Below are 24,138 nucleotides of genomic sequence, written 5' to 3' on the forward strand. Positions count from 1 at the left end.
TGTTGCAATCTGTGCGGGAAATCGGCGCAGCTCACGTAGAAAGTCCGGTATACGCGAGCGCTGCGATCACCAGTGCAGCGCAGAGAATCACCAACATATGCGCCCAGCGGGGATGCAGGCCCGATCGCCACGCTTCGCGCAGCCAATCTTGCAGTACATAGCCGTAGGTGAACAAAGTCATCGACCGGTTCATGCCGAGAAGGTCCGCGTCGGTGGGATGCCATGGCGCGAGCATCCAGAGCGTCAAAGCAATGCTGGTGATCACTTGCACCCAAGCCAGAATCCGATCATCCGAGCGCGCGTTCAGGCTGGCGATACCCGCGATGGCGATGGTGGCGGGCAGCAGGGTAATGGCAAGAGCGGGCAAGGGGTGCTCGACCAGTGCGATCAGCTGCGCGGCAAGGGTCAGCGGTTCGGTCATCTTACAGATTCGATGGGTCCGTCGGCGCGGCCATGTATGAATTGCTGAAGGTAGGGGTCGTCGGCTTGGTCCATGTCTGCCACCGGACCTGTCCAGCGGATCAGCCCATCATGCAGCATCGCCACGCGGTCGGCGATGGCGCGGACCGAGGACATGTCATGGGTGATCGTCATCGCGGTAGCACCCATTTCGGTGACAATCTCGCGGATCAGCGCGTTGATCACGCCGGACATGATCGGGTCCAGCCCGGTGGTGGGCTCATCAAAGAAAATGATCTCAGGTTCAGCGGCAATGGCGCGGGCGAGGCCGACGCGTTTTTGCATGCCGCCGGAGAGTTCGCCGGGGAACAGGTCAGCGGTTTCGGGTTTCAGGCCAACGCGGCGGAGTTTTTCGATGGCAATGGCGCGGGCTTGGTCTTTTGGCAGTTTGGTGGCCCCCCGCATCAGGCGGAAAGCGACGTTTTCCCAGACCCGTAGCGAGTCAAAGAGGGCACCGCCTTGGAACAACATACCAAAGCGGGCAAGGAAGGCATCGCGATTTGCCTCGCGCACATCGGCGCCGTCCAGCGTGATGCGGCCCGAGTCGGGGGTGACAAGGCCGAGGATCGACTTCAGCAGCACGGATTTTCCAGTGCCGGAACCGCCGATGACCACCATGCTTTGCCCGCGCGGGATGGTCAGATTGACCCCACGCAACACGTGGTTTTTGCCGAAGGATTTGGCGACGCGCGAAAGCTCTATCATGATCCGAACATCACCGAGGTCAGTACGAAGTTGGCGGCGAGGATCAGGATCGAGGCGGTGGCGACGGCGTTCTTGGTGGCCGAGCCCACGCCCTGCGCGCCGCGACCGGAGTTCATGCCGTAATAGCAGCCGATCAGGGTGGCGATGAAGCCGAAGACAGCACCCTTGATCAATGAGGAGACCACATCGGGGGTTTGCAGGAAATCGACGGTGTTCTTGATGTAGCTGGCGCGGTTGAAGCCCAACTGCTCGGTCGAGACCAGAAAGCCACCCATGATGCCGATGATGTCACCGACACCAACCAGCAGCGGCACGGTCAGAAAGCCTGCCAGCACGCGGGGAACGGTAAGGTATTTCATTGGGTTGGTGGACAGGGTGGTGAGGGCGTCGATCTGCTCGGTCACCTTCATCGTGGCAATCTCAGCCGCGATGGAGGAGGTGACACGGGCGGCGATCATCAGGCCCACCAGCACCGGGCCAAGTTCGCGCACCATGCCGATGGCGACGATTTGCGGCACCACGGCCTCGGCGGAAAAGCGTTGGCCGCCGGCGTAGATTTGCAGGGCAAGCGCGCCGCCGGTGAAGATCGCGGTCAGACCAACGACGGGCAGGGAAAGCCAGCCGACCTGCATCAGGGCTGTGAAAAATTCACGGCGGTAGAAGGGGGGGCGGACGATATGCCATAGGGTCAGGGCCGCGTAGATCGCGATGCGGCCGATTGCGGCAAGGGCGTTGAAGGTGGCGCGGCCTAGGCTTGCCAGTGCCGAGGCGGGCAGGGCTAGAACGCTCACGCGGTGCCCTCGTAATAGCGCCGGATGTAGCGCGGGCTGAGGCTGGTCAGGATTTCATAGCCAATGGTGCCAGCGATATCGGCAAGCTCATCAACCGATTGATTGGGGCCGATGATGTCGAGAGAGCGGGGGATTTGCTGCAGGTGGCTGATATCGACGGTGATCAGATCCATCGAAACCCGGCCAATCAGCGGGCAGGGCGTGTCGCCATCCCAGAGCACGGCATTGTTCGACAGCGTGCGTGGCAGACCGTCAGCATAGCCCGCCGAAAGTGTGGCCACCACCGAGGGCGCTTCGGCGACCCAAGCGCAGGAATAGCCGACGGCCTCGCCGGGAGCGACGTCGCGGGTCTGGATGATCGGCAGCGACAGGGTCACGGCGGGGCGGGCGGCCTCATAGGGGCGGCCGCCATACAGGCCGATGCCGGGGCGGGTCAGGTCGAAGTGGTATTTTGCACCCAAGAGGATGCCGCCTGTGGCCGCGAGGGAGCGTGGCACGCCGGTACCGTTGGTCATCGCGAGGAAGGTGGCGAGTTGGGTTTCATTCAGTCCATGGTCGGGATCATCGGCGCAGGCGAGATGCGACATCAACAGTTCCGGGCCAGCTTCGAGCACGAAGGGGGCAATCGCCTCCCATTCGGGTTCCTCCATGCCGAGGCGGTTCATCCCGGTATCCAGCTGCACGCCAAAGGCATGGCCGGGCAGCGATTCGAGATGGCGGGTGACTTGATCGAGGCTGTTGAGCATCGGCGTCAGGTCGAGATCGCCGATCATATCGGTGTCGCCGCCCATATGACCCGACAGGATGCAGATTTGCGGACCTGGGCCGAGGACTTGCCTTAGGGTGGCACCTTCTTCAGTGACGGCCACGAAAAAGCGGCGCGCACCGGCTTGGGCTAGGGCACGGGCGACCCGTGTGATGCCAAGCCCGTAGGCATCGGCTTTGACCACGGCAGCGGTCTGCACCCCCGAAGCGGAGGCTTTATCCAAGGCGCGCCAGTTGGCGGCGATGGCGTCGAGGTCGATGGAGAGGGTTGCTGTAGACATATCGTGGTTTTGACAGGGCCGCGCGCGGGGTCAAGGGGGAATTCGCGGGTGAGCGTGATAGGGGGGCGGCCTCGGGGGGCATCGAGCCCCCGCTCGACCGCTGCTGCCGCTGGGATTTTCTGGATAGCTGGCATCTGTAGAAGGTTTCGGAGCCTCCGGCGGGAGTATTTCAGAAAGAGCAACTTGGGAGGAAGGTGTGTTTGGGTCAGGTGCCGATGGCGCGGTCGAGATGGGTGTAGCCGCCGTCGACGAACAACCATTGCCCGGTGGTATGGGCGGAGCGGGGCGAGAGGGCGAAGACGGTGGTGGCGGCGATCTCGCGCGCCTCGGTCATGCGTTGGCCCAACGGAATGCGCGCGGTGATGCTGGCTTTTTGCGCGGCGGGGTCGGGGAAGCTTTGCAACCATGCCTCATACATCGGGGTCAGCACTTCGGCGGGGATCACCGCGTTCACGCGCACGCCCCAAGGGGCCAAGGCTGCGGCCCATTCGCGGGTCAGACCCAGTTGTGCGGCTTTGGCGGCGACATAGGCCGAGGTGCTGCCTTGACCTGTCACCGCCGTTTTGGAGGCGATGTTGACGATCGCCCCGCAGCTGGCCTTGAGGTCGGATTGCAGCAGATGGGCGAGGGTGTAGTAGTGCAACAGGTTTTGGTCGAGCGAGGCGCGGAAGGCCGCGGGTGGGGTGTCAAGATCAAGATTGTCGTTGGTGCCCGCGTTGTTCACCAAGCCGTAGATCTGGCCCCATTGGTTTTGCGCTTCAGCCACGGCGCGGCGACAATCTTCATCGCGAGAGAGGTCAGCTTGCAGCCAGCCAGATTTGGGGCTGAGGGCTTTGAGTTGGTTCAGGAAGGCTTCGGGCGGGGCACGTCGGGCGAAGATGACTGGGATGGCGCCTTCTTCGGCGAGGGTCTGGCTGATAGCGGCGCCGATGCCTGCCCCACCGCCGGTGACGATCACCACTTTGTCTTTGAGCCCCAGATCCATTGCTGCCTCGTTGACTGATGTGTTGCGACATGCTGACGGTTGCAAGCTGGCTTGCCAAGGGGCAACGCTGTTCGTTTGGGTTTTGGACTTGGTCAGGCTTGGGCAACAGGAAACTGCCTATGACACCGCAAGCCTGACCGCGTGGCGATAGCGAGCAGGGGCAGGGAGTGTTGCTGCGGCGAGATATGGCTGACGCGGCGGCGGCACTGGATGTGCGGGAACAAGGTCAGAGCGTTGTCCCCGCGCCTGTCGATGCACTGGGCGAAAACGCCTGTGCGGTGCGGGGTGCTGTGGAAGGCCGCGACGGGGAGCCGCGCCCCGGTTCTCGACCCGGGGGCGAGAAAGACCAAAACCGGATACTTCGGGGCCTTGGCCCGCGATGGCCGACCTTGGGGTGGCACGGCACCGCCGGGCGTGGTCTTTATCTATGTCCCGGGGCGGGGCGGGCAGCACGCCGAACGGATATTGCAGGGCTTCGGCGGCATCCTGCAGGTTGATGGCTATGCCGCCTACAAAGCCTGATCGCGCCCGACAGGACCGGTCCCGGCATCCAACGCGCCCATTGCTGGGTGCAGGCGCGCCGCAAGCTGATCGAGATCACCCGCACCGGGCCCGCGCCGATTGCAGAAGAAGGTGTGGCGCTCATCCGTGATCTCTATGCCATCGAGGCCGACATCCGCGGCAGCGACCCCGCCGCCAGACTGGCCATACGGGAGCAACGCTTTACGCCGATCCTCGCCCACATCGATGACTGGTTGATCCACCACTGCGCCCGCACCTCTGCGAAATCGTCCCTCGGCGAGGCGCTCACTTACATCGCCAAATACTGCGGCGGTCTTGGTCGCTTCTTGACAGATGGCCGCGTCGAGATTGACAACAACACCGTCGAACACACCATCCGCCCCATTGCCCTCAACCGGAAGAACGCCATCTTCGCGGGTCATGATGCCGGCGCCGAAAACTGGGCCGTCATCGCCTCGTTGATCGAGACCAGCAAAATGAACAACGTCGATCCTCACGCTTGGCTGGCGGCAAGGCGCATCGCCATCGTGCAGGGCCACAAACAGAGCCATTTCAAAGACCTGCTCCCGTGGAACTTCCCCGTCACGGTGTGATCGGGACACCGCTTACTGTTGGCCTATTTTGTCGGAGATGTTCCGGCGGGGTTGGCGGCATTGCGGGAGCTGTTTCACGAAGGTCGGCTCGTCATTGATCAATTGATGTTGGGGCATCGCCGGAAGGCGCGGTCTTGCTGACGCTGTTTTCGCTGTCGAGGGGGAAGCATCGCGCTCTGGGGCGGGCGCGGCGTTGATGGTGCTGCGCCCCGATACGGCGCTGCGGTTGCGCGAGGATGACAGCCAATTGGAGGTTGCGGGGGCGGCGCTAGTGCGGGCGGATGTCGGCATTGCGATGGGGCTGCGGGCAATGAGGTGGCATTGTCGTCCGCCGATGTGGCACGGCTGGCGCTGGCGCGGGTGATCAAGCAGAGCCTTGGCTTGGCGCTTGCTGCGCGATCCGATCCGGGTGGGGCGATCTTGAACCGGGGGCGGTCTCGGCCCCCATCGAGGGGGCGCTCGACCGCGCTGCCGGGGGATGGGGTGTTGAGCGGGGCGGATGGGGCTGGCCTGCGCCTCCGGCGGGGATATTTGCGCCAATGTGAATGGCAGGGGCTCGGCACTGTGTCAGGCTGTGCGGTGGGCTGGCGGCCCTAGAATCCCACGTCGTCGCCGGGGCCGGAGCCTTGCCATTGTTTGGCGAGGTTGCCAAAGCGGGTGAAGCGGCCCTCAAACGACAACTCGACATGGCCGATCGGGCCGTGACGTTGCTTGCCGATGATCACTTCAGCCTTGCCACGTACGCTTTCCATGGTGACCTGCCATTGCGCCATTTTTTCCAGCTCGTGATCGCCGGGCTTTTCGCGTTCTTTATAATATTCATCGCGGTAGACGAACATCACCACATCGGCGTCTTGCTCAATCGAGCCGGATTCGCGCAGATCGGACAGTTGCGGGCGCTTGTCTTCGCGGGATTCCACCTGACGGGAGAGCTGCGACAACGCGATCACCGGGATGTTGAGTTCTTTGGCGATAGCCTTCAGGCCTTGGGTGATTTCCGAGACTTCCTGCACCCGATTGTCGCCTTTGCCGGTGCCTTTCAGCAGCTGCAAATAGTCGATGATCAGCACATCTAGGCCATGCGTGCGTTTCAGGCGGCGGGCGCGGGCGGCGACTTGGCTGATCGGCAAAGCGGGGGTGTCGTCGATGTAGAGCGGGCAGGATTCCAAGGATTTCGCGGCTTCGACGAATTTACGGAATTCATGTTCTTGCATGTCGCCGCGGCGGATTTGCTCGGAGGGGACTTCGGAGGCTTCGGACAGGATACGGGCGGCGAGTTGCTCCGAACTCATCTCAAGGCTGAAGAAGCCGACGACGCCGCCCTCAACCGCGCCCTCGTGGCCGTCATGGGTGCGGCCGCGTTTGTAGGCTTTGGCGATGTTGAAGGCGATGTTGGTGGCGAGCGAGGTTTTGCCCATCGACGGGCGTCCTGCGAGGATCAGCAGGTCAGAGGCGTGCAGACCACCGAGTTTTTTATCGAGGTCAATCAGGCCGGTGGAAATCCCGGCCAGACCGCCGCCGCGCTGATAGGCGGCGTTGGCGACGTTGACGGCTTCGGTCACGGCTTTCAGGAAGGATTGGAAGCCACGCTCGGCGACACCTTGCTCGCCGAGTTTATAAAGCCGCTGCTCGGCCTCGATGATCTGGTCTTTCGGTTCGGAGTCGATTTCAACCTTGGCGGCTTTGGCGGTCAGATCGCGGCCCAAGGCCATCAGTTCACGGCGCACGGCGAGATCGTAGATCATTTGGGCATAATCGCGGGCGGCGTAGGAGGAAATCGCCGCACCTGCGAGGCGGACGAGGTAGGACGGACCGCCGAGTTCTTTCAGGCCTTCGTCGTCCTCGAAATAGATTTTCAGGGTGACGGGGGACACCAGCGCGTTTTTCTGGATGCGGGCAGCGCTGCGTTCAAAGATGCGCTGATGCACCGGGTCAAAGAAATGCTCGGGCTTCACGAGGGAAGCAATGCGGTCATAGACATCGTTATTTGTCAGGATCGCGCCCAGCAGTTGCTGCTCGGCCTCGATGTTATGCGGCAGCGCCTCGGTTTCCGGGGCGGCGGCAAGGGCGGGTGGCATCGGGCGGAGGGTGGCAAGTTCGTTCATAGGCTGCCTCGTGTTCTGACCCAGACGTACCGGGCAAGGGGGCGTTATTGCCCCAAATTGGCCCGCCGCGATAGCAGGCATATCTCTGTAGATAAGTCAGCGTTGAGTCGTGGCCATCAGCGGGATGCTACCACATCTTGCGGGGGATGGGGGTGCAATCCACCAAGAACCGCAGCTTTGGGCGGAGTTATTCACAATACGCCCACAGAGTCGCCCCCGGAAAATCTGGGCGCTATTTTGCGGTGCGGGCGGCTTGCCAAGCGCGGGGATCGTGCAGGAAGCTCTCGACTTCTGCCAAGGTCTTGGCGTCGAAACTGCCTTGAGCGCGGGCTTCAGTGAGCACGTCCCACCAAGTGCAGAGGTGGTGCAGGGCTACGCCGTGATCGGCGAGGCGCTGGGTGGTTTCCGGAAAAATGCCGTAGTAGAAAATCACCGCCGTATGGGCGCAGGTGGCACCGGTTTCGCGGATGGCATCGACGAAGGACAGCTTAGAGCCGCCGTCTGTGGTCAGATCTTCCACCAGCAGCACGCGCTGGCCCTCGGTCATCACCCCTTCGATGCGGGCGTTGCGACCGTAGCCTTTGGGCTTTTTGCGGACATAGGTCATCGGCAGGGCAAGGCGTTCGGCGACCCAAGCGCCGAATGGGATGCCTGCGGTTTCACCGCCTGCGATGTTGTCGAAGGCCTCAAAGCCTGCGTCGCGCATCACGGTGACGGTCAGGAAATCCATCAAGGTGGCGCGGATGCGAGGGTAAGAGATCAGCTTGCGACAATCGATATAGGTCGGGCTGGGCAGACCGCTCGCCAGAGTGAACGGGGTTTCGGCGTTGAAATGCACCGCTTTGATTTCCAGCAATGCGCGGGCGGTGAGGCGGGCGATTTCGGACGCAGGGGGGAAGCTGGTCGGGATCATGGCGGTTCCTTTATGTGCTTTCATCTTGGCGAAAATACTCCCCGCTGAGCGTTCTGCGGCGGCAGCGGGAGCCTCCGGCGGGAGTATTTAGACCAATGTGAAATTGGGCAGACTTCAGGCCTCGACGTGCCAATGCACGGGGAATCCGGGGTTGAAGACGGTGACGGGGCCAGCTTCGGTGAGGATTTTCTCGGGGAAGCTTTGCGGCTGTTCATGTTTGACGAGGGTAAGTTTCGTCTCATTGACGGGTAGGTGGTAGAAGGCGGGGCCGTTGAGGCTTGCGAAGGATTCGAGGTGGTGCAGGGCGGATTCTTCCTCGAACACATGCGCCAGCAGCGGCATGGTGTTGGTGGCGGTGAAGCAGCCCGCGCAGCCGCAGGCGTGTTCTTTCAGCGCATCGACATGGGGGGCGCTATCGGTGCCCAAGAGGAAGCGGGCTTCACCCGAGGTGGCGGCTGCGCGCAAGGCGAGGCGGTGTTTTTCGCGTTTGGCAACGGGCAGGCAGTAGTAATGCGGTTTGATGCCGCCTGCGAGGATGTGGTTGCGGTTGATGATCAGGTGATGCGTGGTGATGGTGGCGGCCAGATCTTCGCCTCCGCTGCGTGCGTAAGCGACGCCTTCTTCGGTGGTGATATGCTCCATCACCACGCGCAGGCCGGGGATGCGGCGGCGCAGGGGATCGAGGATGGTGTCGATGAACACAGCCTCGCGGTCGAAGATATCGACGGAGGGGTCGGTGACTTCGCCGTGTAGGCACAAGGGCAGGCCAATCTCAGCCATTTTCTCTAACACGGCTTGGACTTTGCTGAAATCAGCCACGCCGGAATGTGAATTGGTGGTGGCCCCGGCGGGATAGAGTTTGACGGCTTTCACCAGGCCCGAAGCAGCGGCGGCGGCCACATCGGCGGGATCGGTCGATTCGGTGAGATACAGCGTCATCAGGGGTCGGAACTGCGAACCCGTCGGAAGCGCCGCCATGATCCGCGCGCGGTAGGCCTGTGCTTGCGCGCCCGTCACAACCGGCGGCACCAGATTGGGCATGATCAAAGCGCGGGCGAAATGCCGCGCGGTTTCGGGCAGCACGCCTTTCAGCATCGCGCCATCGCGCAGATGCAGGTGCCAGTCATCGGGGCGGCGGAGGGTGAGGCTTTGTGTCATGGCGACTCAGATAGCCTAGGCCTCAGTGATTCTCTAGGGGGTGCGCTTCTTGGCGGCGAGTGGCGCAGGATTGCGACATTCGGCCGAGGTTCGTTCGGTGCTATGCCGCATGCGCATGGAGGCACTGCGCAAATGCCCTTGCTGCGGCGCAGCATAGGGCTACATGCTTAGTCAACCTGTTCAGGAGAACACGATGAAGCTGATGACTCCGTTTGATTTCATGGCCCCGGCGCTGGAGGCGAGCCAGATCATGGCGGAATCGCAGATGGTGATCGGGATGCGGCTGGCGGGCATGGCGGGGCTCTGGCCCATGGCCAAATCTGAAACCGACCGGATGCTGGCCGAAAAGCTGTCGGCTGGAATGGATTCGGCGCATGCCGCGTTGCGCACGGGCATGGCGGGCGGTAACCTCTCAGACATGGCGATGGCGGCGATGAAGCCGGTGCGGGCAAAAACCCGCGCCAATGCTAAGCGGTTGCAGCGCAATGTGACGGGCGGATAAGGCCAAATCCGCGAAGGGAGATGTCGATGCGGTTAGCATGGTTGGGATTTTTGGCGGCTCTGACGGCTTCGCCTGCAGCGGCGCAAGATGTCGATTGTGCCAATGCGGAAGTGCAAATGGAGCTGACCTTTTGCGCTGAACAAGACTGGCTGGCCGCTGATGCTGATCTGAACGCCGCTTATGGCGTTGCGCGCAAACTGATGCAGTCGATCGATGCAGACCTTGAAGCCTCGCAGCGCGGGGCGGCGGATTATCTGCGCGATGGGCAGCGGGCTTGGGTGACATTCCGCGATGCCACCTGTGCCGCTGAGGGCTACACCATGCACGGCGGTTCGGCGGAGCCGATGGTAATCTATGTCTGCCGCGCGCGTCTGACCGAACAACGCACCGCTGATCTTGAGGCGATGGCTGAGGAATACTGAGCGCCCGTTTGCTGCACGTCTGTCTCGTCGCGCTTAAGCCTCAGTCCCCGACATCCTTTCCGTCAGTTTTGCCAGACGCCGTGCGAAACTGGGCGCGCGCAGGCGGTGCGTGACTGAGCGGCAGACCATGATCGCCAGTTTGGTGCGTCCTACGCTTTCAGTTTTCGCTAGGATAGCGCGCAGATACGGCGAGTAGTGTCGCCGCGCCCGCCACAGAACCGCGAAGCTTTGCACGGTCAGGGTGCCTGCCATCGCCTGATCAACCAAGGCGGGCAGAATGCCGCTTCCGATCAGTGCGGGTTCCAGCGTATCGCCCATGTGCCGCGCCGACAGTCGGGTGATATAGGGTGCGCGGAACAGGCTGGCGTGCATCGCCTCGGCGGCAATGGTGGGGTCGTGGATCACCACGGCTGTTCCCGCACCTTCCAACATGTCGGGCGCATAGCCATAGCGCGAGGTGAAATCGAGCCTGCGGGCGGCAAGATCGCGCCGGTCCCAGCGCGACTGCGCCGGTTCCAGTGTGGCACGCGGGTTCAGCGCCAGCACTTGCGCGCCGGGTGCCGTCACCGCAAAGGCGCAGGCGGCATAGCCTGCCATGCCCGCGCCGTAGAACAGCACCTGATCGAAATCTTCAAAAAACGCGTCATCGACCTGACGGTCAAAGAAGCCATAGACCGCCGGATCGCGAAACCAAGTGTCGCCATCCGAGATGATCGTCAGCACTGACCAGCCATGCGCGCGCGCCAGAGCATCGGCCAAGGGCATCTGATCTGGGCGGGCCAATACGGCGTCAATCGTCTCAAAGCTGACCAGCAGGGTGGTGCCTTCATCGGCGAAATAGGCCCAATGCGCATCGCCCACACTGTGAAAATAGCCCGACTCCTCGGTCGCCTTTTCCATCCGCTGCTCCCATGCGTCGCGGTCGGGCAGGGTGTCGGTGGGCTGTGGCAATTCGGCAATTTCGGCAAAATCGGTCATTTTACATCCAGTCGAACGCTTTACAGGGGAACATAAGGCATTTGAACATAATCTTCCTAATGGTGCATTAGGTCAAGTAAAGATCAAGCCAAGTTAGCATAGGCTTCGTGAACACTGAGTTAAGACTGTTTCACTGCGGCACGCTTCATGACGGCTTGTGCGTGCAGCAGAACGTGGTGCGCTCGTTCTGGTTGCAAAACCTGCGATGGCGGTGTCATTAGGAGGCGGCCAAACAGCGCCCGCCACGGCTCTTGCTGCATCAAGGCAGCGAAACGCGACTGCCGCCAAAGCAGGGCTTGGCGATGCAGCGGGCCGAGGACTCGGTCGGCCAAAAGCTCGGCCCGCAACGGGGCAGTGTTCAGATTCAGGATCGAGCGGTCTTCAACTGCACTGAAATTGCGCTCAACCCAATAGCTCATGTCAAACCCCGAGGCGTCGCGGTTGGCGCGTCCGCGGTCGGCCTTGACCAGATAGTTCTGCATCGACCCCAGCGCGTAATGGTTCAACTGCACCAGATGGTAGTTGTCGCGTGTGTAGTCCGAGAAGATCCGCGCCTGCGGAAAGTCTGCGGGCAGCGGGCGGCCCGAGCCGTCAAACCAGCGGGCCTGACCTGTGCGGGCCGGGTCGGGGCTGCGCGGGCGATGCACGCCGAGTTTGCGATAGGTGCCGTCATTGCGAAACAGGGTTTTGAACAACTGCGCGCGCCATGGCCATGCAAAGCTGGCGGGGGCGGCATGGGTGAAGGTTTCGGTGATTGGCTGATCGGTGATCTCGATCACCCCCGCATTGCCAAACATCCGCCATGTCAGCGGAATGGCAGTGGCCTCGGGCAGGGCGGCCAGTAGCGCCGACAGGCTGCGGTCGCCAACATGGATATTCACAAACTCATCAATGTCGCAAAACAGCAGCCAATCGGATTTTGCAACCAGCGGATGTTTGTCCGCCGCCTTCAGCATCGCCCATTGCGGGCCTTCGGCGTGGGGGCCGTCATTGCGGATATGAGTGAGCCAGCCCATGGCTGAGAGACGGTCGAGCATCACATCGGTGCCATCGGCGCAATCATTGGAATAGACGAGAAAATCCGTAAAGCCGCAGACGCGGTGATGCGCCAGCCATTCGATCAGGAACGCGCCTTCGTTTTTCACTCCAAGCAGGGCGGTGGCGCGCATTCTGATCCTTTGGGGCAGCGGGGAGGCAGGTGCCTCCGGCTAACCGCAATGCCAATGCATTGCGGTCTGGATATTTGAGCGCAGAGGATGACCAAAGGAAAGGGGCAACTTGACGCTCGTGCGTGGCGGCGGCAAGCATGGCGCAGATTTGGGGGGATTTCGATGCTGTCACACCTGCGGATATTTGAGCCGCATCCGGGAATATTGGCGTTTTACGATGGCCGGGTGGCGGGGCAGCGCTTTGCGGACGCGCCGAACTGGGTGGACGATGGCGCGTTGTCACTGGGCATCGCCTCTTACGCGTTGATCGCGGGGGCGCAGGCGATTGTCTATGACAGCCATGTCTCGGTGCCGCATGGGCGGTTTATCCGGCAGGCCTTGGCTGATCGCGAGGTGACGGATATCCGGGTGGTGCTGTCGCATTACCATCTGGATCATGTCGCGGGCACCGAAGCATTTGCGGATTGTCAGGTGATTGCCAATGCCCGCACTCTGGCACATCTGACGGAGAGGAAGGCGGCGATCGAGGCGGGCACCGATCATGGCCTGCCCGCAATCAATCCGCTGATCCTGCCGGATCTGGTGTTTGAGGGGCGGATGACGCTTGATCTGGGTGGCGAGCGGGTGGAGTTGATCGAGGTCAATATCCACTCGGATGATGCGACGGTGCTTTGGTTGCCAGAGCGGCGGATATTGTTCGCAGGCGATACGGTCGAGGATTGCGTGACCTATGTTGGCGCGCCCGAGGATTTCGACATTCACCTTGCCGATTTGGCCCGGTTGCAGGCACTTGGTGCAGACTGGGTGCTGCCCAATCATGGCGCGGCGGAGGTGATCGCGGCAGGCGGCTATGGGCCGGGGCTACTGGCGGCCACGTCGGATTATATCCGGCATCTGCAGAACGATGATCCGCGCCCGATGGCGGAGATCATCGCCCCTTGGCTCCACAATGGCACGCTGCGCTACTTTGAACCCTATGAGGTGGTGCACGACCAAAACCGTGCGCGGGTCCGGGCGATGGCCAAGGCTTGATCTGGGGAACCAAAGCCGCCACGCGGCGTTACCGCAAGTAAGACTGCCAATGCCGTGCTAAACGAGGCAGGTGCGACAGTTGGCACAGGAGAGCGATCTGGGAGGACTGCTAGCAGATAACACGTTGAAACCCTGCCAATTTGGCCTGTGGTTTAGCCGCTGTTATCGCATATCACCGCCCATCCTGTGCTTTGATGCCACAGCGGCGACCCGGTTCGGAATCAGTTTTGAGCCTTGGCCGCCACGCGATTTTGAAAGGACGACCGATGAGAAGAATGCTTGGAACCACCACGGCGCTGTCGATGGCGATGTTCAACGTACAGCCTTGGCCCTTGATGGCGCAAACGCTGACCGACAGCGGCGCTGTGGTGGCGGTGGATGGCACGGTTTTGTGCGAACCGACCGCAGATGCGGCTTGCGATCCTGCGGCATTTGTCGATCAAGCCAATGCGATCGCGGCGCGGATTGCGGAAGATGCGGCCAAAGCTGCGGCAGCGGCTCAGGCCGAAGCTGAAGCTGCCGCCGCTGCGCAGGCCGAGGCAGACGCTGCCGCGAAAGCCCAAGCAGACGCCGCCGCAAAGGCCGAGGCCGACGCGAAAGCCACTGCCGACGCAGAAGCTGCTGCGCAGGCCGATGCTGACGCAAAAGCGCAAGCTGATGCAGAGGCTGCGGCTCAGGCCGATGCGGCCGCACAGGCTGACGCCGATGCAAAGGCTGCCGCTGATGCCGCCGCACAAGCCGAGGCTGATGCGAAAGCCGCTGCCGATGCGGACGCTGCGGCGCAGACTGATGCTGATGCGAAAGCTGCCGCTGATGCTGCCGCACAAGCCGAGGCTGAAGCGAAAGCCGCCGTCGACGCGGACGCTGCGGCTCAGACTGATGCGGATGCGAAAGCCGCTGTTGACGCTGCCGCCGCCGAAGCAGACGCGAAAGCTGCAGCCGATGCAGAAGCCGCAGCACAAGCTGATGCCGATGCCAAAGCCGCTGCTGATGCCGCTGTGGCTGCCCAGACCGAGGCTGATGCGAAAGCCGCCACCGATGCGGATGCAGCCGCTCAAGCTGACGTAGATGCAAAAGCTGCCACGGATGCAGATCCTTCCGTGGCGGCGGATGCCGCTGCAAAGGCCGAATTGAAAGCCAAAATAAAAGCCAAAGTGAAAGCCAAGAAGGCGAAAGAAAAAGCTGACGCTGAAGCGGCTGCCGAAACCGCCCCGGCGGATCAAGCAACTGAAGCGGCACCCGCTGATGACCCCAACGCCGTGCCGATGGATACGACGACCGAAGCAGCGCCTGCTGACCCAGCGACCGACGAAGCGGCACCTGCGGATGCCACCACCGAAGCCACTCCGGCCGAGGGTGCGGACCCTGCTGCAGTTGATGCAACCGCAACGGATGCGCCCGTCTTGCTTCCTGCCACTGTGACCGATCCGGCAACCGGGGAAACCCTTGTGGTTGATCCCGCCACTGGTGCCGCACTGACCGAAGAAGAAGCCGCAGCCCAAGCCGCCGCACAGGAAAAATCCCTCGCCGAAGCGCAAAAGGAAATCGCGGTTGAGGCGGACGGCAGCGTGGTTGATCCCTCGGCTGGCCTGAAAACCTCGCCACCGGTGATGAACCCTGACACGCCTCCCGTTGACGTGCCGGTTGCGTCTGAAGCAGAGGTGCAGACCCTGACCAACCTCTTGGCGCAGCCAGAAGGCATTGATCCGGCCACGTTGGGGGCCGCTGCGGCTTTGGCAACGGCTACACCTGCCGTGGAGGGTGAAAAGCCCGCCGATCAGGCGCCTTCAGCAGATGCGGTCGCGACCGTGACCGAAATGCTGACCAATGACAGCGTGCGCTCCTCGACGCAGGAATTTGCGGCGGCCCCAGTGATGTTGGGCAGCGACAAGAAGAAAAAGAGCGGCCTGTCGGATCTGGAAAAAGTCGGTCTGGTGGCGTTGGGCGCTTTGGTGGTTGGCGCGATCATCAAGGACAACAACAAGGATCGCCGTGGGCGTGAAGGCTCGCAAGTGGTCTCGAATACCGGTGACCGCGTTGTCGTGCTGAAGCCCGATGGCACCTATCAGGTCTACAAAGACGATGATGCCGTGCTGCGTCAGCCGGGCTCGAACGTGCGGACCGAGACCTACCGCGATGGCTCGACCCGCTCTATCGTCGAGCGCGCTGACGGCACCCAGATCGTGACGATCCGCGATGCCTCGGGCCGGGTGCTGCGCCGTGCGCAATATGACGAGCGCGGTCGCGAATTGGTGCTGATCGACGATCTTGAGCCGGAACAAGTGGTGATCGTGCGCGATCTGCCGAAGCCGCGCGAAAATCGGGTGGTGATCTCGACGTCGGACAATGACTATGCGCTGAAGGCGGCGCTGGCGGCGAAGGATATCGAGAAGATCGGGCGCACCTTCAGCCTGCGTCAGATCCGTGAGATCCCGCAGGTGCGTTGGCTGGCCGCGACGATTGATGTTGATAACGTCAACTTCGAGTCGGGATCTTCGGCGATCACGGAGGATGAAGCCTCGGATCTGGCGGATCTCGGCAGCCTGATGCAGGAAATGCTGGATAAAAACCCCGGCGAGATTTTTCTGATCGAAGGCCATACCGATGCGACGGGCAAGGCTGCGATGAACCTTGCTTTGTCTGATCGTCGTGCAGAATCGGTGGCGCTGGCCCTGAGCGAGTATTTCGACATCCCGCCGGAAAACATGGTCATCCAAGGTTACGGTGAGACGGAACTTCGGATCGACACGCAGAGCGATGAAAAGCGCAACCGTCGCGTGGCGGTGCGGATCATCACGCCGCTGCTGAAGGTCGGCAAGTAAGCATCAAATGGTGCGGAAGGCCCCGGGGGAAACCTCGGGGCCTTTTTCGTTTTGGCGGTGGTGGTGCTGCGGAGTTTGCGGCAAGTTGGCGGAAAAGGAGCCCCAGCATGAGCCATGATCTGATCCCCGAAGCCGCCCTCGCTTGGGTGCGTGCGGGCAAAGCTGCCGCCTTGGCGACGGTGGTGGAAACCTGGGGCTCGGCGCCGCGCCGGGCGGGCAGTCAGATGGCGGTGTCAGCGTTGGGTGAGATGGCGGGCTCGGTCTCGGGCGGCTGTGTCGAGGGTGCGGTGGTGCTGGAAGCGATGGAGGCGATTGCTGCCGGGGTGCCGCGACTGCTGAGCTACGGCGTGGCGGATGAGACTGCGTTCTCGGCAGGGCTGGCCTGTGGCGGGACGATCCGGGTGCTGGTGGAGCCTGTCGCGCCGATGTTGGGTCTGCTGGAAGAGGTGGTGGCGGCACGGGCGGCGCGGCGGGCGGTGGGCTATGTGGTGGATTTGGGGGATTGGAGCCGCGGGCTGGTTGAACTGGGGCAGGATGAAGCCGTGGATGCGCGGTTGCGGGCTGATAAGGCAGGGGTGGAAGACGCGCGGTTCATTCTGCCGTGCAACCCGCCGCTGCGGCTGATCGTGGTGGGGGCGGTGCATGTGGCCCAAGCTCTGGTCGCGATGGCGCGGTCGGCGGGGTATGATCCGATCTTGGTCGACCCGCGTGAGAGTTTCGCGGCTGCGGCACGGTTTCCGGGCGAGGTGATTCTGGATGCCTGGCCGGATGAGGCGCTGCAGGGGTTGGGGCTGGACGCGCGGACGGCGGTGGTGACGCTGACCCATGATCCGAAGCTGGACGATCCGGCGATCATGGTGGCGTTGCGGTCGGGGTGTTTTTATCTGGGGTGTTTGGGATCGAGAAAGACTCATGCGGCGCGGGTGGAAAGGTTGATCGCGGCGGGGTTTTCGGAAAGCGAGATTGGGCGGATACATGCCCCGGTGGGGCTGGCGATTGGGGCGCAGGGGCCGGGGGAGATTGCGGTGTCTATTCTGGCTGAGGTGACGGCGGTTTTGCGGGGGGTATAGGGTGGTCCCAACTCGGGACCATATTTTATTGGTTTTTAATCAAATGGTTATAGGTCTCGATTAAGAAATTATTAACCTTTGGCGGCTCAGGCGCTGCGGCGGAAGGTGGCGGGGGCGACCTTGAGGTGTTTTTTGAAAATCCGCCCGAAAGCCGCCTCAGAGCCATAGCCGACGGATTCTGCGATCTTGATGATCGGGTCATTGGTGGTGCGCAACTGATCGGCTGCGATTTGCATTCGCCAATAGGCGAAATATGCCATCGGGGTCATCCCCATCAGCTTGAGAAAGCGCGCGGCAAACGAGGTGCGCGACAGGCCCGCCAAATTTGCCAAACTCTGCACCGTCCAGTTGGTCGCCGGGGCTTTGTGCAGGCTGTGCAGTACGCGGGCGATTTTGGCATCGCGGAAAGCGGACAGAATCGGCTGCTCGGCCTCGGTGGTGTTGAGATAGGTCCGCAGGGCCTGGGCAAAAATGATTTCGGACATTTTGAAAGCAATCAAATCGCCGCCCAGCTGGTTCTTCCCGGCCTCGGTGCCGATCAGGCGCAGGGTGCTTTCCATCCAACTGCCAGAGGACTCGCCGTAGTTGCGGATGTGAAGACAGCTGGGCAGGGCGTCGATCAACGGGTGCGCGATATCGCGGGCAAAGGAAAAGTGCCCGCAGACCAGTTGGGTTTCGTGATTGGTGCCGACTTCACCGATCACCAGAGCGCCGCTGCCATCAAAGCCCGAGTCGGCCACCACCTGCTCGACAAGGATCGCCGTATCCTCGGTACTGGGATCACAAAATAAGACATGGCTGGCCCCTTTGGTGATGATCAGCAAATCGCCCTGTTCCAGCAAAATCGGCTCGGCTTGGGCGGCGATGCGCACAAAGCAGCGGCCCTTATGGGCAAAGTGGAACCGCGCGACATCGGCGTAGGCCGGCACTTTGATGCTCCACGGGGAAGTGAACGAGGTGCGAAAATACAGCGTTCCGCGCAGCTTCAGGCGGGACAGAATATCACTGAGCAGATCCATGCGGGCCTCCGATTTTCGGCAATTTACCATAACGCCGCAGGATAGCTAGATTATTGTACGATAGATCATAAAATGCGGAGTATGGATCATTAATCGTGCAAATAACTTATCGTATGACTGTGGTGTGGCGGCGTTTGAGCCAACACGGATATGAACAAGGAGACTGCACATGTTTATCAAGAACGCGCTGTTGGCGCTTGGCATTGTCACTCTACAGAGCAGCATCGCTGCGGCGCAGACCCCGGCTGATCTGAACGATCTGGAAATCGCGCATGTGGCCTATACCGCCGACAGCATCGACATTCGCTACGCGCATCTTGCGCTGGCGATTTCCAGCAACCCCGAGATCCAGCAATTCGCCGAAACCATGATCCGCGACCATACGGCGGTGAATGATCAGGCATTGGCGCTGCTGGCCAAGCTGAACGCGCAGCCGCAGGACAATTTCCTCAGCCAGAGCCTGCAAAGCGGGGCCGAGGCGAAGATCACCGAAATGGCGGCGTTGCGCGGGGCTGATTTTGACAAAAGCTATGCCGAGAATGAGCTGGGCTACCACAAGGCGGTGATTGATCTGGTGGCGAATTCCTTCATCCCGAACATCGAAAATGCCGATGTGAAGGCACTGTTCGAGGCCGGGCTTGGCATCTTCAAAGAGCATGAAGCCCATGCAGAGATGATGGTGAAAGGTCTGAAGTGATGCACACCCTCAGCAGACGCGCGGCGTTGTCTTATTCTGCGGCAGCGCTTGCTGTCACGGGGGCCGCTCCGCTGTTCGGCCATGTGAAACCAGATGGCACCACAGAGCATCATGTCAGCATCAAGGATATGAAGTTTGACCCGCCGACGGTGGAGCTGAAGGTGGGCGACAGTGTGTCCTGGAAGAACCTCGATTTGGTCAACCATACCGCGACTTCGGCCAAGGCTGGCTGGAGTACCGGGGTGCTGAAGAAGGGGGATGCCGAGTCGCTGGTGATCACGGCCGAGATGGCGGGGGCGTATGTGTGCAAATACCATCCGCAGATGAAGGGCATGTTGGTGATTGTCAGCTAGGCCCGCTGGCGTCGGTTTGTCGACACAGCAAGCGGGGTGCGCCGGTGTGGTGCGCCCCGCGAGGGTTTTGGTCAGCGCGCCGGGTCGCTCTAGCGATCATTCATGCCTTTGCCCTCAAGGATGCGGGGCGTGTGTTTGGTGATCCGCGCCATTTTGGTGGCGGAGGTCTTTGGTTGGTTGAAATGCAAGAGATAGCCGCGCCTGCGCCCCGGCGTCAGCGCATCGAAGGCCAGCGCCAGATCGGGGTTGTCGTCGAGGGCGGTGATCAGTTCTTCGGGGTAGGGCAGATCATCCTTGGCGAAGGTGACTTTCGCGCCGGATTTCTCTAGCGCGATGGCGGCCTCGGTATAGGCGGTCAGCGTCGCGGTGGCGGCGGTGATTTGCGCCAGAGCAGTGAATTTCACCATCCGCACGGCACGCGAGTTTTCGCCGGGGGGCATGAGGATACCTGCGGGGTCGGGCAGCAAGACGCCTTTGAAATATCCCAGCACGCAGGCGTCTTTGAAGCCCCAGAGGGTGGCGACATTGCCGCCTTCAAAGCAATAACACGGGCCGCGCCATTTGAAGATTTCGGTCAGGTCGCAGTTGAGCAGGATGGCGCGCAGCGCGCGTAACTCGGCTTGCCAGATTGGGGCGTCTTCGAAGAAGGCCTCTGTTTTGGGGTCGGGGTGGGTCATCGCCTGCGCCTTTGCATCGGATCGCATAGGGGTAGCGCAGGCGATGTTGTCTGTCTATCGGCGCGTCAGGCGAGGGTGGTTTGCAGCGCATTCAGGATGCTGGTCCAGCCGCGCGCGTGTCCGTCTCGGCTGTCCTCGGACTTGAAGCGCAGTTGCGTCAGGGTGACAAAAGTGCCGCCGTCTTGCGGGGTGAAGTCGATGCTGATGGTGCTGCCCTCGGCGGCGTGCGGCGATTCCCAGGTGAAGCCGAGGCGGCTGTGCGGGGTGATTTCCAGATAGGTGCCACCGTGCGGGATTTCGCGGTCTTCGACCTTCATGGTGATGGCATAGCGGCCACCAATGCGGGGGTCGGTTTCGGCATGGGCAACGCTGACACCTTCACCGGAGGTCATGAATTTCAGCAGCATTTTGGGGTCGAGCCATGCTGCGAACACACGCTCGGGCGGGGCTGCGATCAGGCGGGATACGGTGAGGGAAAGTTCAGTCATCGGTCTGCTCCTTGGTGAGTAGGTCATCGAGTTTTTCGAGGCGCAGCGCCCAGATCGAGCGTAGAGCGGCGAACCATTGGTCGATGAGGACCAGCGGTTGCATCTGCACCTCGATCAGATGCTCGCGCCACAGGGTGCGGCGGGAAACGAGTCCGGCTTGCTCCAGTACTTTGATGTGTTTGGAGACGGCGTTGAGGCTGATGTCAAAGCGCGCGGCGATTTCGGTGACGCGGGTGGGGCCAGCTTGGGCGAGCAGGGTCAGGATGCCGCGGCGGGTCGGATCGCTGGCGGCTTTGAGGATTTCGGTGAGCGGGTCTTCGGCGGGGGTTTGTTGTTCAACCATATGGATGAATTAGATCATTGCGGGGTATCAGTCAACCAAAAAGTAGAATGATGCGACTTGCACATGAAAAAGGGGGCCAGTGGCCCCCAAATTCCGCATGTTTGGTGGGACGCCTTATTTCGGCGTCACCATCATCACCATTTGACGGCCTTCAAGGCGCGGCATCGATTCGATTTTACCGGCCTCACCGACATCGGCGGCGACTCGGTGCAGCAGTTCCAGGCCAAGCTCTTGGTGCGCCATTTCCCGACCACGGAAGCGCAGGGTGACTTTCACCTTGTCGCCTTCTTCGAGGAATTTCAGCACCGAACGCATCTTCACGTCATAGTCATGCGTGTCGGTGCCGGGGCGGAATTTGATCTCTTTGATCTCGATAATGTGCTGTTTCTTGCGGGCTTCGGCCTCACGTTTCTGCTGTTCATACTTGAACTTGCCGAAATCCATGATTTTGCACACCGGAGGCTCGGCATTCGGCGAGATTTCCACCAGATCGAGCCCGGCTTCCTCGGCCATCTGCATCGCGCGTGCGGGGGTGACGACGCCGACATTTTCCCCATCTGCGCCAATCAGGCGAATCTCGGGCGACCGGATGCGATCGTTGATGCGCGGGCCGGTTTCGCGTTGCGGCGGGGCATTGTGAGGTCTGCGGGCTATGGTGGTGGTCCTTTGAATGGTTATTAGCTGGCGCAAGATAGTCGTGTGACGCCCAAGCTTCAACCTGAAAAGCCGCATGATTTGCGCTTGGTTTGGCTGCAGGGGGCAGCGGGTGCTGCGTAGGTCTTTCCTTTTGCTGCCGATTCTGTCATAGCCGGGGTAACCGAAGGGTACTCGGTATTGGGAGAATGAACATGAACAAGAACGTCCTTATCGGCATCGTGCTGATCGCTTTGGCGGGTGCTGGCTATTACCAGTTCAGCTATAAGCCTGCTCAGGAAGCGGCAGCGACGGCTGCGGCTGATGCCAAAGCGGCTGAAGAAGCGGCTGCTAAGGCAGCTGAAGAAGCGGCTGCGGCGACCAAAAAGGCCGCTGATGACGCGGCTGCTGCGGCTGCAACTGCTCCGGCCGCAACCGAAACCGCTCCGGCGACCACGGAAACGGCACCGGCTGCAACCGCTCCGGCTGCAACCGACGCAGCGGCGGCTCTGGATCCGGCAAACTTTGACGCGGCGAAGGTCAATGCTTTGATTGACGCTTCGGCACTGGACGCTGCGCTGAAAACCACGCTGAAGGCTGGCGTTGATGCAGCTGCTGCTGATCCGACCAAAGTGGCTGAGGCTCTGGCTGCTGTGAAAACCGCACTGGGCATGTAATTTTGCCTAAGGGCGAAGATTGGGCCGCGCCGGGGAAACCTGGCGCGGCTTTTTTCATTGCAATCGGTGTTCGGTGTCTATCAGTTTCAGATTGGGCCACTGCCACAGCACCAGATTGCGCGCGTTTTGCGGGCCGCCTTTGGCGAAAGACGGCGCGATCAGGCCGTGATAGCCCGCGCTGATCAGGGCTTCGGTCAGGTCTTGCGCTGTCGAGCTGCCATGCTGGATCATCTGCAAGCGCCAGTCATCGGCGGCAAGATCGGCGGCGGCGATGCCATGGGCCGCCAGATGCGCCGGGTTCAGACTGTCGAAGATCTGCACAAGATCGGCGTCGTAGCTGACCAAAGTGACCGGCTCAAACGGGCGGCCGATTTGGTTGGCCTCGGCCACAGCGCCCATCACCGTCATCGCAGTATAAAGGGCGGCGCGACCTTTGGCGTTGAAGCGGCCGCCGTGGCGTTTTGCGCCTTCACCTGACAAGGGATCGCGCGCCCAGATCGGGTTGAGGGCGCGGTAGAGCGGGCCTTGATAGATGGTGGAGGGATCAGGCAAAGCCGCCCGCATCCACGGCGTCGATATACTCCATCACCGCTTCAGCTTTGCCGTCCTGCACCAGCCGCGCTGGGGTCAGGCCGCCAAAGCCGGGCAGCGGTTCCGAGCGGAACCAGGCATAGGCCACCAGCCCCGAGCCAAAACGTGGCGTCAGGCGGTTGATGATTTCCACCATCTCGCGCAACCGGGTCTGGGTTTTCGCCGAAGCCAGACGATCTTTCCGCGCAATCGCGTCGCGGCCAAGGCCAGCGGTGCGGGCGATTTCATCTTGGGTGGTCAACCATTCTTCGGCCAGCAGCCGGGGCTGGAACAGGGAATGATCGGCAAAGGCGAGGATGTTCATGGCGATCTCCATACGGATTGACTGATATATATGTCAATCGGCGTGGAAAGTCAAAGGGTGCGGGCTCTTGGGCTTTCATCTTGGCCGAAATATCCCCGCCGGAGGCATCCTCCATGAGCCAAAGGAGCCTCCGGCGGGGATATTTAGACCAAGATGAAACGGCTTGAGGTCAGATCCCGTCGCCAACGAAGGCTTTTTCGACCACGAATTGCTTCGGGTCAGAGTTTGCGCCTTCATGCAGCCCGAAGCCTTCGAGGATGGCTTTGACATCGACGTTGAACGCAAGGCTGCCGCAGACCATGGCGCGGTCTTCTTCCGGGTTCATTTGCGGCAGGCCGAGGTCGGCAAAGACTTTGCCGGAGGCGAGGTTATCGGTGACGCGGCCCATGTGGTGGAACGGCTCGCGGGTGGTGGTGGGGTAGTAGAGCAGCTTGCCCGCAACCAACTCGCCGATCAGCGGGTCTTCGGCGAGGCTTTCGACGAGGGCTTGGCCGTAGGCCAGTTCGGCGACCTCGCGGCAGGTGTGCATCATGATGACTTGGTCGTATTTCTCATAGGTTTCCGGTTCGCGCAGAAGGCTTGCAAAGGGGGCAAAGCCAGTGCCGGTGGACAGAAGCCAGAGGCGTTTGCCGGGCAACAGCGCGTCATGCACGAGCGTGCCGACGGGCTTCGGGCGCAGGATGATCTCATCGCCGACTTGGATGTGCTGGAGTTTGGAGGTCAGTGGGCCTTCGGGGACCTTGATCGAGTAGAATTCCAATTCCTCATCCCACGCCGGGGAGGCGATGGAATAGGCGCGCAGCAGCGGCTTGCCAGTGTCGCCCATCAGGCCGATCATCACAAACTCGCCCGAGCGAAAGCGCAGGGTTTTCGGGCGGCTGACGCGGAAGGAAAACAACCGATCGGTCCAATGCTTCACCGCTGTGACGGTTTGCGCATCGGGCAGGTGTGGTTTGGCGACTGCGACGGTTGCTTCGGCGGAGGAGGACATGCGGGTTCTCTCGGTTATTTCGTTCGTATACATACAAATATTTCAGGCCTGCGTAAACAAAAACCTGCATGGGTCGGCATTATTGTAGAACCG

General features: G+C 61.5%; 28 protein-coding genes and 1 pseudogene. 11 read left to right on the top strand and 18 right to left on the bottom strand.

The features are described from left to right. Positions 1–31 precede the first annotated feature (31 nt). From AKV04_RS02035 to AKV04_RS02055, 5 genes are all read right to left on the bottom strand, one after another. A complete protein-coding gene (locus AKV04_RS02035) occupies positions 32–421 on the bottom strand; it encodes a hypothetical protein (protein WP_054004817.1) in 390 nt (129 codons plus the stop codon). Continuing rightward, the gene (locus AKV04_RS02040) at positions 418–1,164 is read right to left on the bottom strand and encodes an ABC transporter ATP-binding protein (protein ID WP_054004818.1); all 747 of its coding nucleotides are present in this window, start codon (positions 1,162–1,164) and stop codon (positions 418–420) included. The genes AKV04_RS02035 and AKV04_RS02040 overlap by 4 nt, the downstream gene beginning before the upstream one ends. After that, positions 1,161–1,955 carry an MlaE family ABC transporter permease gene (locus AKV04_RS02045; protein WP_082351487.1) on the bottom strand — a complete coding sequence of 265 codons (795 nt, stop codon included), beginning with the start codon at positions 1,953–1,955 and terminating at the stop codon, positions 1,161–1,163. The genes AKV04_RS02040 and AKV04_RS02045 overlap by 4 nt, the downstream gene beginning before the upstream one ends. Beyond that, entirely contained in the window at positions 1,952–3,001 is a 1,050-nt protein-coding gene (alr, locus tag AKV04_RS02050; RefSeq protein WP_054004819.1) for an alanine racemase, read from the bottom strand. Before alr ends, AKV04_RS02045 begins: the two co-directional genes overlap by 4 nt. A gap of 205 nt (positions 3,002–3,206) precedes the next feature. Further along, positions 3,207–3,986: an L-fucose dehydrogenase gene (locus AKV04_RS02055; RefSeq protein ID WP_054004820.1), complete on the bottom strand. Its 780-nt coding sequence runs from the start codon at positions 3,984–3,986 to the stop codon at positions 3,207–3,209. A gap of 309 nt (positions 3,987–4,295) precedes the next feature. On the opposite strand from AKV04_RS02055, the pseudogene tnpC reads away from it, so the two are divergent. The 3 genes and pseudogenes from tnpC to AKV04_RS02065 all read left to right on the top strand — a co-directional run. Next, positions 4,296–5,101 (top strand): annotated as a pseudogene (gene tnpC, locus AKV04_RS02060) (IS66 family transposase); the annotation flags it as partial. A 196-nt stretch (positions 5,102–5,297) separates the two neighbouring features. Continuing rightward, complete coding sequence (locus tag AKV04_RS26460; RefSeq protein ID WP_162232814.1) at positions 5,298–5,465, top strand: hypothetical protein; 168 nt, start codon at positions 5,298–5,300, stop codon at positions 5,463–5,465. Next, complete coding sequence (locus AKV04_RS02065) at positions 5,417–5,698, top strand: hypothetical protein (protein ID WP_156317308.1); 282 nt, start codon at positions 5,417–5,419, stop codon at positions 5,696–5,698. Before AKV04_RS26460 ends, AKV04_RS02065 begins: the two co-directional genes overlap by 49 nt. Here AKV04_RS02065 and AKV04_RS02070 read toward each other — a convergent pair. The 3 genes from AKV04_RS02070 to pyrC form a co-directional block, all read right to left on the bottom strand. After that, the gene (locus AKV04_RS02070) at positions 5,695–7,206 is read right to left on the bottom strand and encodes a replicative DNA helicase (RefSeq protein ID WP_054004822.1); all 1,512 of its coding nucleotides are present in this window, start codon (positions 7,204–7,206) and stop codon (positions 5,695–5,697) included. The genes AKV04_RS02065 and AKV04_RS02070 overlap by 4 nt on opposite strands. Before the next feature lie 232 nt (positions 7,207–7,438). Next, the gene (locus tag AKV04_RS02075) at positions 7,439–8,119 is read right to left on the bottom strand and encodes an orotate phosphoribosyltransferase (protein ID WP_054004925.1); all 681 of its coding nucleotides are present in this window, start codon (positions 8,117–8,119) and stop codon (positions 7,439–7,441) included. A 114-nt stretch (positions 8,120–8,233) separates the two neighbouring features. Beyond that, entirely contained in the window at positions 8,234–9,277 is a 1,044-nt protein-coding gene (pyrC, locus tag AKV04_RS02080) for a dihydroorotase (protein WP_054004823.1), read from the bottom strand. Between the two features lie 193 nt (positions 9,278–9,470). Here pyrC and AKV04_RS02085 point away from each other — a divergent pair, with 193 nt between their 5' ends. Then, positions 9,471–9,779, top strand: coding sequence for a hypothetical protein (locus AKV04_RS02085; protein WP_054004824.1), 309 nt, complete (start codon positions 9,471–9,473; stop codon positions 9,777–9,779). Between the two features lie 26 nt (positions 9,780–9,805). After that, complete coding sequence (locus tag AKV04_RS02090; RefSeq protein ID WP_162232816.1) at positions 9,806–10,201, top strand: lysozyme inhibitor LprI family protein; 396 nt, start codon at positions 9,806–9,808, stop codon at positions 10,199–10,201. Between the two features lie 33 nt (positions 10,202–10,234). Here AKV04_RS02090 and AKV04_RS02095 read toward each other — a convergent pair whose 3' ends face one another. Both AKV04_RS02095 and AKV04_RS02100 read right to left on the bottom strand, forming a co-directional pair. After that, positions 10,235–11,179: a hypothetical protein gene (locus AKV04_RS02095; RefSeq protein ID WP_054004826.1), complete on the bottom strand. Its 945-nt coding sequence runs from the start codon at positions 11,177–11,179 to the stop codon at positions 10,235–10,237. 119 nt (positions 11,180–11,298) lie between these two features. Continuing rightward, positions 11,299–12,348 (bottom strand): glycosyltransferase family 2 protein, encoded by a 1,050-nt coding sequence (locus AKV04_RS02100; protein ID WP_054004827.1) that lies wholly within the window; start codon positions 12,346–12,348, stop codon positions 11,299–11,301. 162 nt (positions 12,349–12,510) lie between these two features. Here AKV04_RS02100 and AKV04_RS02105 point away from each other — a divergent pair, with 162 nt between their 5' ends. From AKV04_RS02105 to AKV04_RS02115, 3 genes are all read left to right on the top strand, one after another. Beyond that, positions 12,511–13,380, top strand: a complete 870-nt coding sequence (locus AKV04_RS02105) for an MBL fold metallo-hydrolase (RefSeq protein WP_054004828.1) — start codon at positions 12,511–12,513, stop codon at positions 13,378–13,380. Positions 13,381–13,646: 266 nt separating this feature from the next. Next, entirely contained in the window at positions 13,647–16,202 is a 2,556-nt protein-coding gene (locus AKV04_RS02110) for an OmpA family protein (RefSeq protein ID WP_156317309.1), read from the top strand. A gap of 107 nt (positions 16,203–16,309) precedes the next feature. Further along, on the top strand, positions 16,310–17,272 hold the full coding sequence (locus AKV04_RS02115; RefSeq protein WP_054004830.1) for an XdhC family protein: 963 nt from the start codon (positions 16,310–16,312) through the stop codon (positions 17,270–17,272). Positions 17,273–17,358: 86 nt separating this feature from the next. Here the strand turns inward: AKV04_RS02115 and AKV04_RS02120 are convergent, their stop codons facing one another. Continuing rightward, positions 17,359–18,291, bottom strand: a complete 933-nt coding sequence (locus AKV04_RS02120; RefSeq protein WP_054004831.1) for an AraC family transcriptional regulator — start codon at positions 18,289–18,291, stop codon at positions 17,359–17,361. 169 nt (positions 18,292–18,460) lie between these two features. On the opposite strand from AKV04_RS02120, the gene AKV04_RS02125 reads away from it, so the two are divergent. Next, positions 18,461–18,988 carry a DUF4142 domain-containing protein gene (locus tag AKV04_RS02125; protein WP_054004832.1) on the top strand — a complete coding sequence of 176 codons (528 nt, stop codon included), beginning with the start codon at positions 18,461–18,463 and terminating at the stop codon, positions 18,986–18,988. Next, the gene (locus AKV04_RS02130; RefSeq protein ID WP_054004833.1) at positions 18,988–19,341 is read left to right on the top strand and encodes a cupredoxin domain-containing protein; all 354 of its coding nucleotides are present in this window, start codon (positions 18,988–18,990) and stop codon (positions 19,339–19,341) included. Before AKV04_RS02125 ends, AKV04_RS02130 begins: the two co-directional genes overlap by 1 nt. Positions 19,342–19,430: 89 nt before the next feature. On the opposite strand, the gene AKV04_RS02135 is transcribed toward AKV04_RS02130, so the two are convergent. The 4 genes from AKV04_RS02135 to infC form a co-directional block, all read right to left on the bottom strand. Then, complete coding sequence (locus AKV04_RS02135) at positions 19,431–20,018, bottom strand: YdeI/OmpD-associated family protein (RefSeq protein WP_054004834.1); 588 nt, start codon at positions 20,016–20,018, stop codon at positions 19,431–19,433. 65 nt (positions 20,019–20,083) lie between these two features. Further along, on the bottom strand, positions 20,084–20,506 hold the full coding sequence (locus AKV04_RS02140) for an SRPBCC family protein (protein WP_054004835.1): 423 nt from the start codon (positions 20,504–20,506) through the stop codon (positions 20,084–20,086). Next, complete coding sequence (locus AKV04_RS02145) at positions 20,499–20,849, bottom strand: ArsR/SmtB family transcription factor (RefSeq protein ID WP_054004836.1); 351 nt, start codon at positions 20,847–20,849, stop codon at positions 20,499–20,501. Before AKV04_RS02145 ends, AKV04_RS02140 begins: the two co-directional genes overlap by 8 nt. 114 nt (positions 20,850–20,963) lie before the next feature. Further along, on the bottom strand, positions 20,964–21,539 hold the full coding sequence (gene infC, locus AKV04_RS02150; RefSeq protein ID WP_235815510.1) for a translation initiation factor IF-3: 576 nt from the start codon (positions 21,537–21,539) through the stop codon (positions 20,964–20,966). A 158-nt stretch (positions 21,540–21,697) separates the two neighbouring features. Between infC and AKV04_RS02155 the strand changes: the two genes are divergently transcribed. Continuing rightward, on the top strand, positions 21,698–22,159 hold the full coding sequence (locus AKV04_RS02155) for a hypothetical protein (protein WP_054004837.1): 462 nt from the start codon (positions 21,698–21,700) through the stop codon (positions 22,157–22,159). Between the two features lie 54 nt (positions 22,160–22,213). On the opposite strand, the gene AKV04_RS02160 is transcribed toward AKV04_RS02155, so the two are convergent. From AKV04_RS02160 to AKV04_RS02170, 3 genes are all read right to left on the bottom strand, one after another. Continuing rightward, positions 22,214–22,711, bottom strand: coding sequence for an RES family NAD+ phosphorylase (locus AKV04_RS02160; protein WP_235815511.1), 498 nt, complete (start codon positions 22,709–22,711; stop codon positions 22,214–22,216). Continuing rightward, complete coding sequence (locus AKV04_RS02165; RefSeq protein WP_054004927.1) at positions 22,704–23,054, bottom strand: MbcA/ParS/Xre antitoxin family protein; 351 nt, start codon at positions 23,052–23,054, stop codon at positions 22,704–22,706. Before AKV04_RS02165 ends, AKV04_RS02160 begins: the two co-directional genes overlap by 8 nt. A gap of 169 nt (positions 23,055–23,223) precedes the next feature. Next, positions 23,224–24,045 carry a ferredoxin--NADP reductase gene (locus tag AKV04_RS02170; protein ID WP_054004839.1) on the bottom strand — a complete coding sequence of 274 codons (822 nt, stop codon included), beginning with the start codon at positions 24,043–24,045 and terminating at the stop codon, positions 23,224–23,226. Positions 24,046–24,138 lie beyond the last annotated feature (93 nt).

This window comes from Cypionkella psychrotolerans, assembly GCF_001294535.1.
GTDB classification, from domain to species: Bacteria; Pseudomonadota; Alphaproteobacteria; order Rhodobacterales; family Rhodobacteraceae; genus Cypionkella; species Cypionkella psychrotolerans.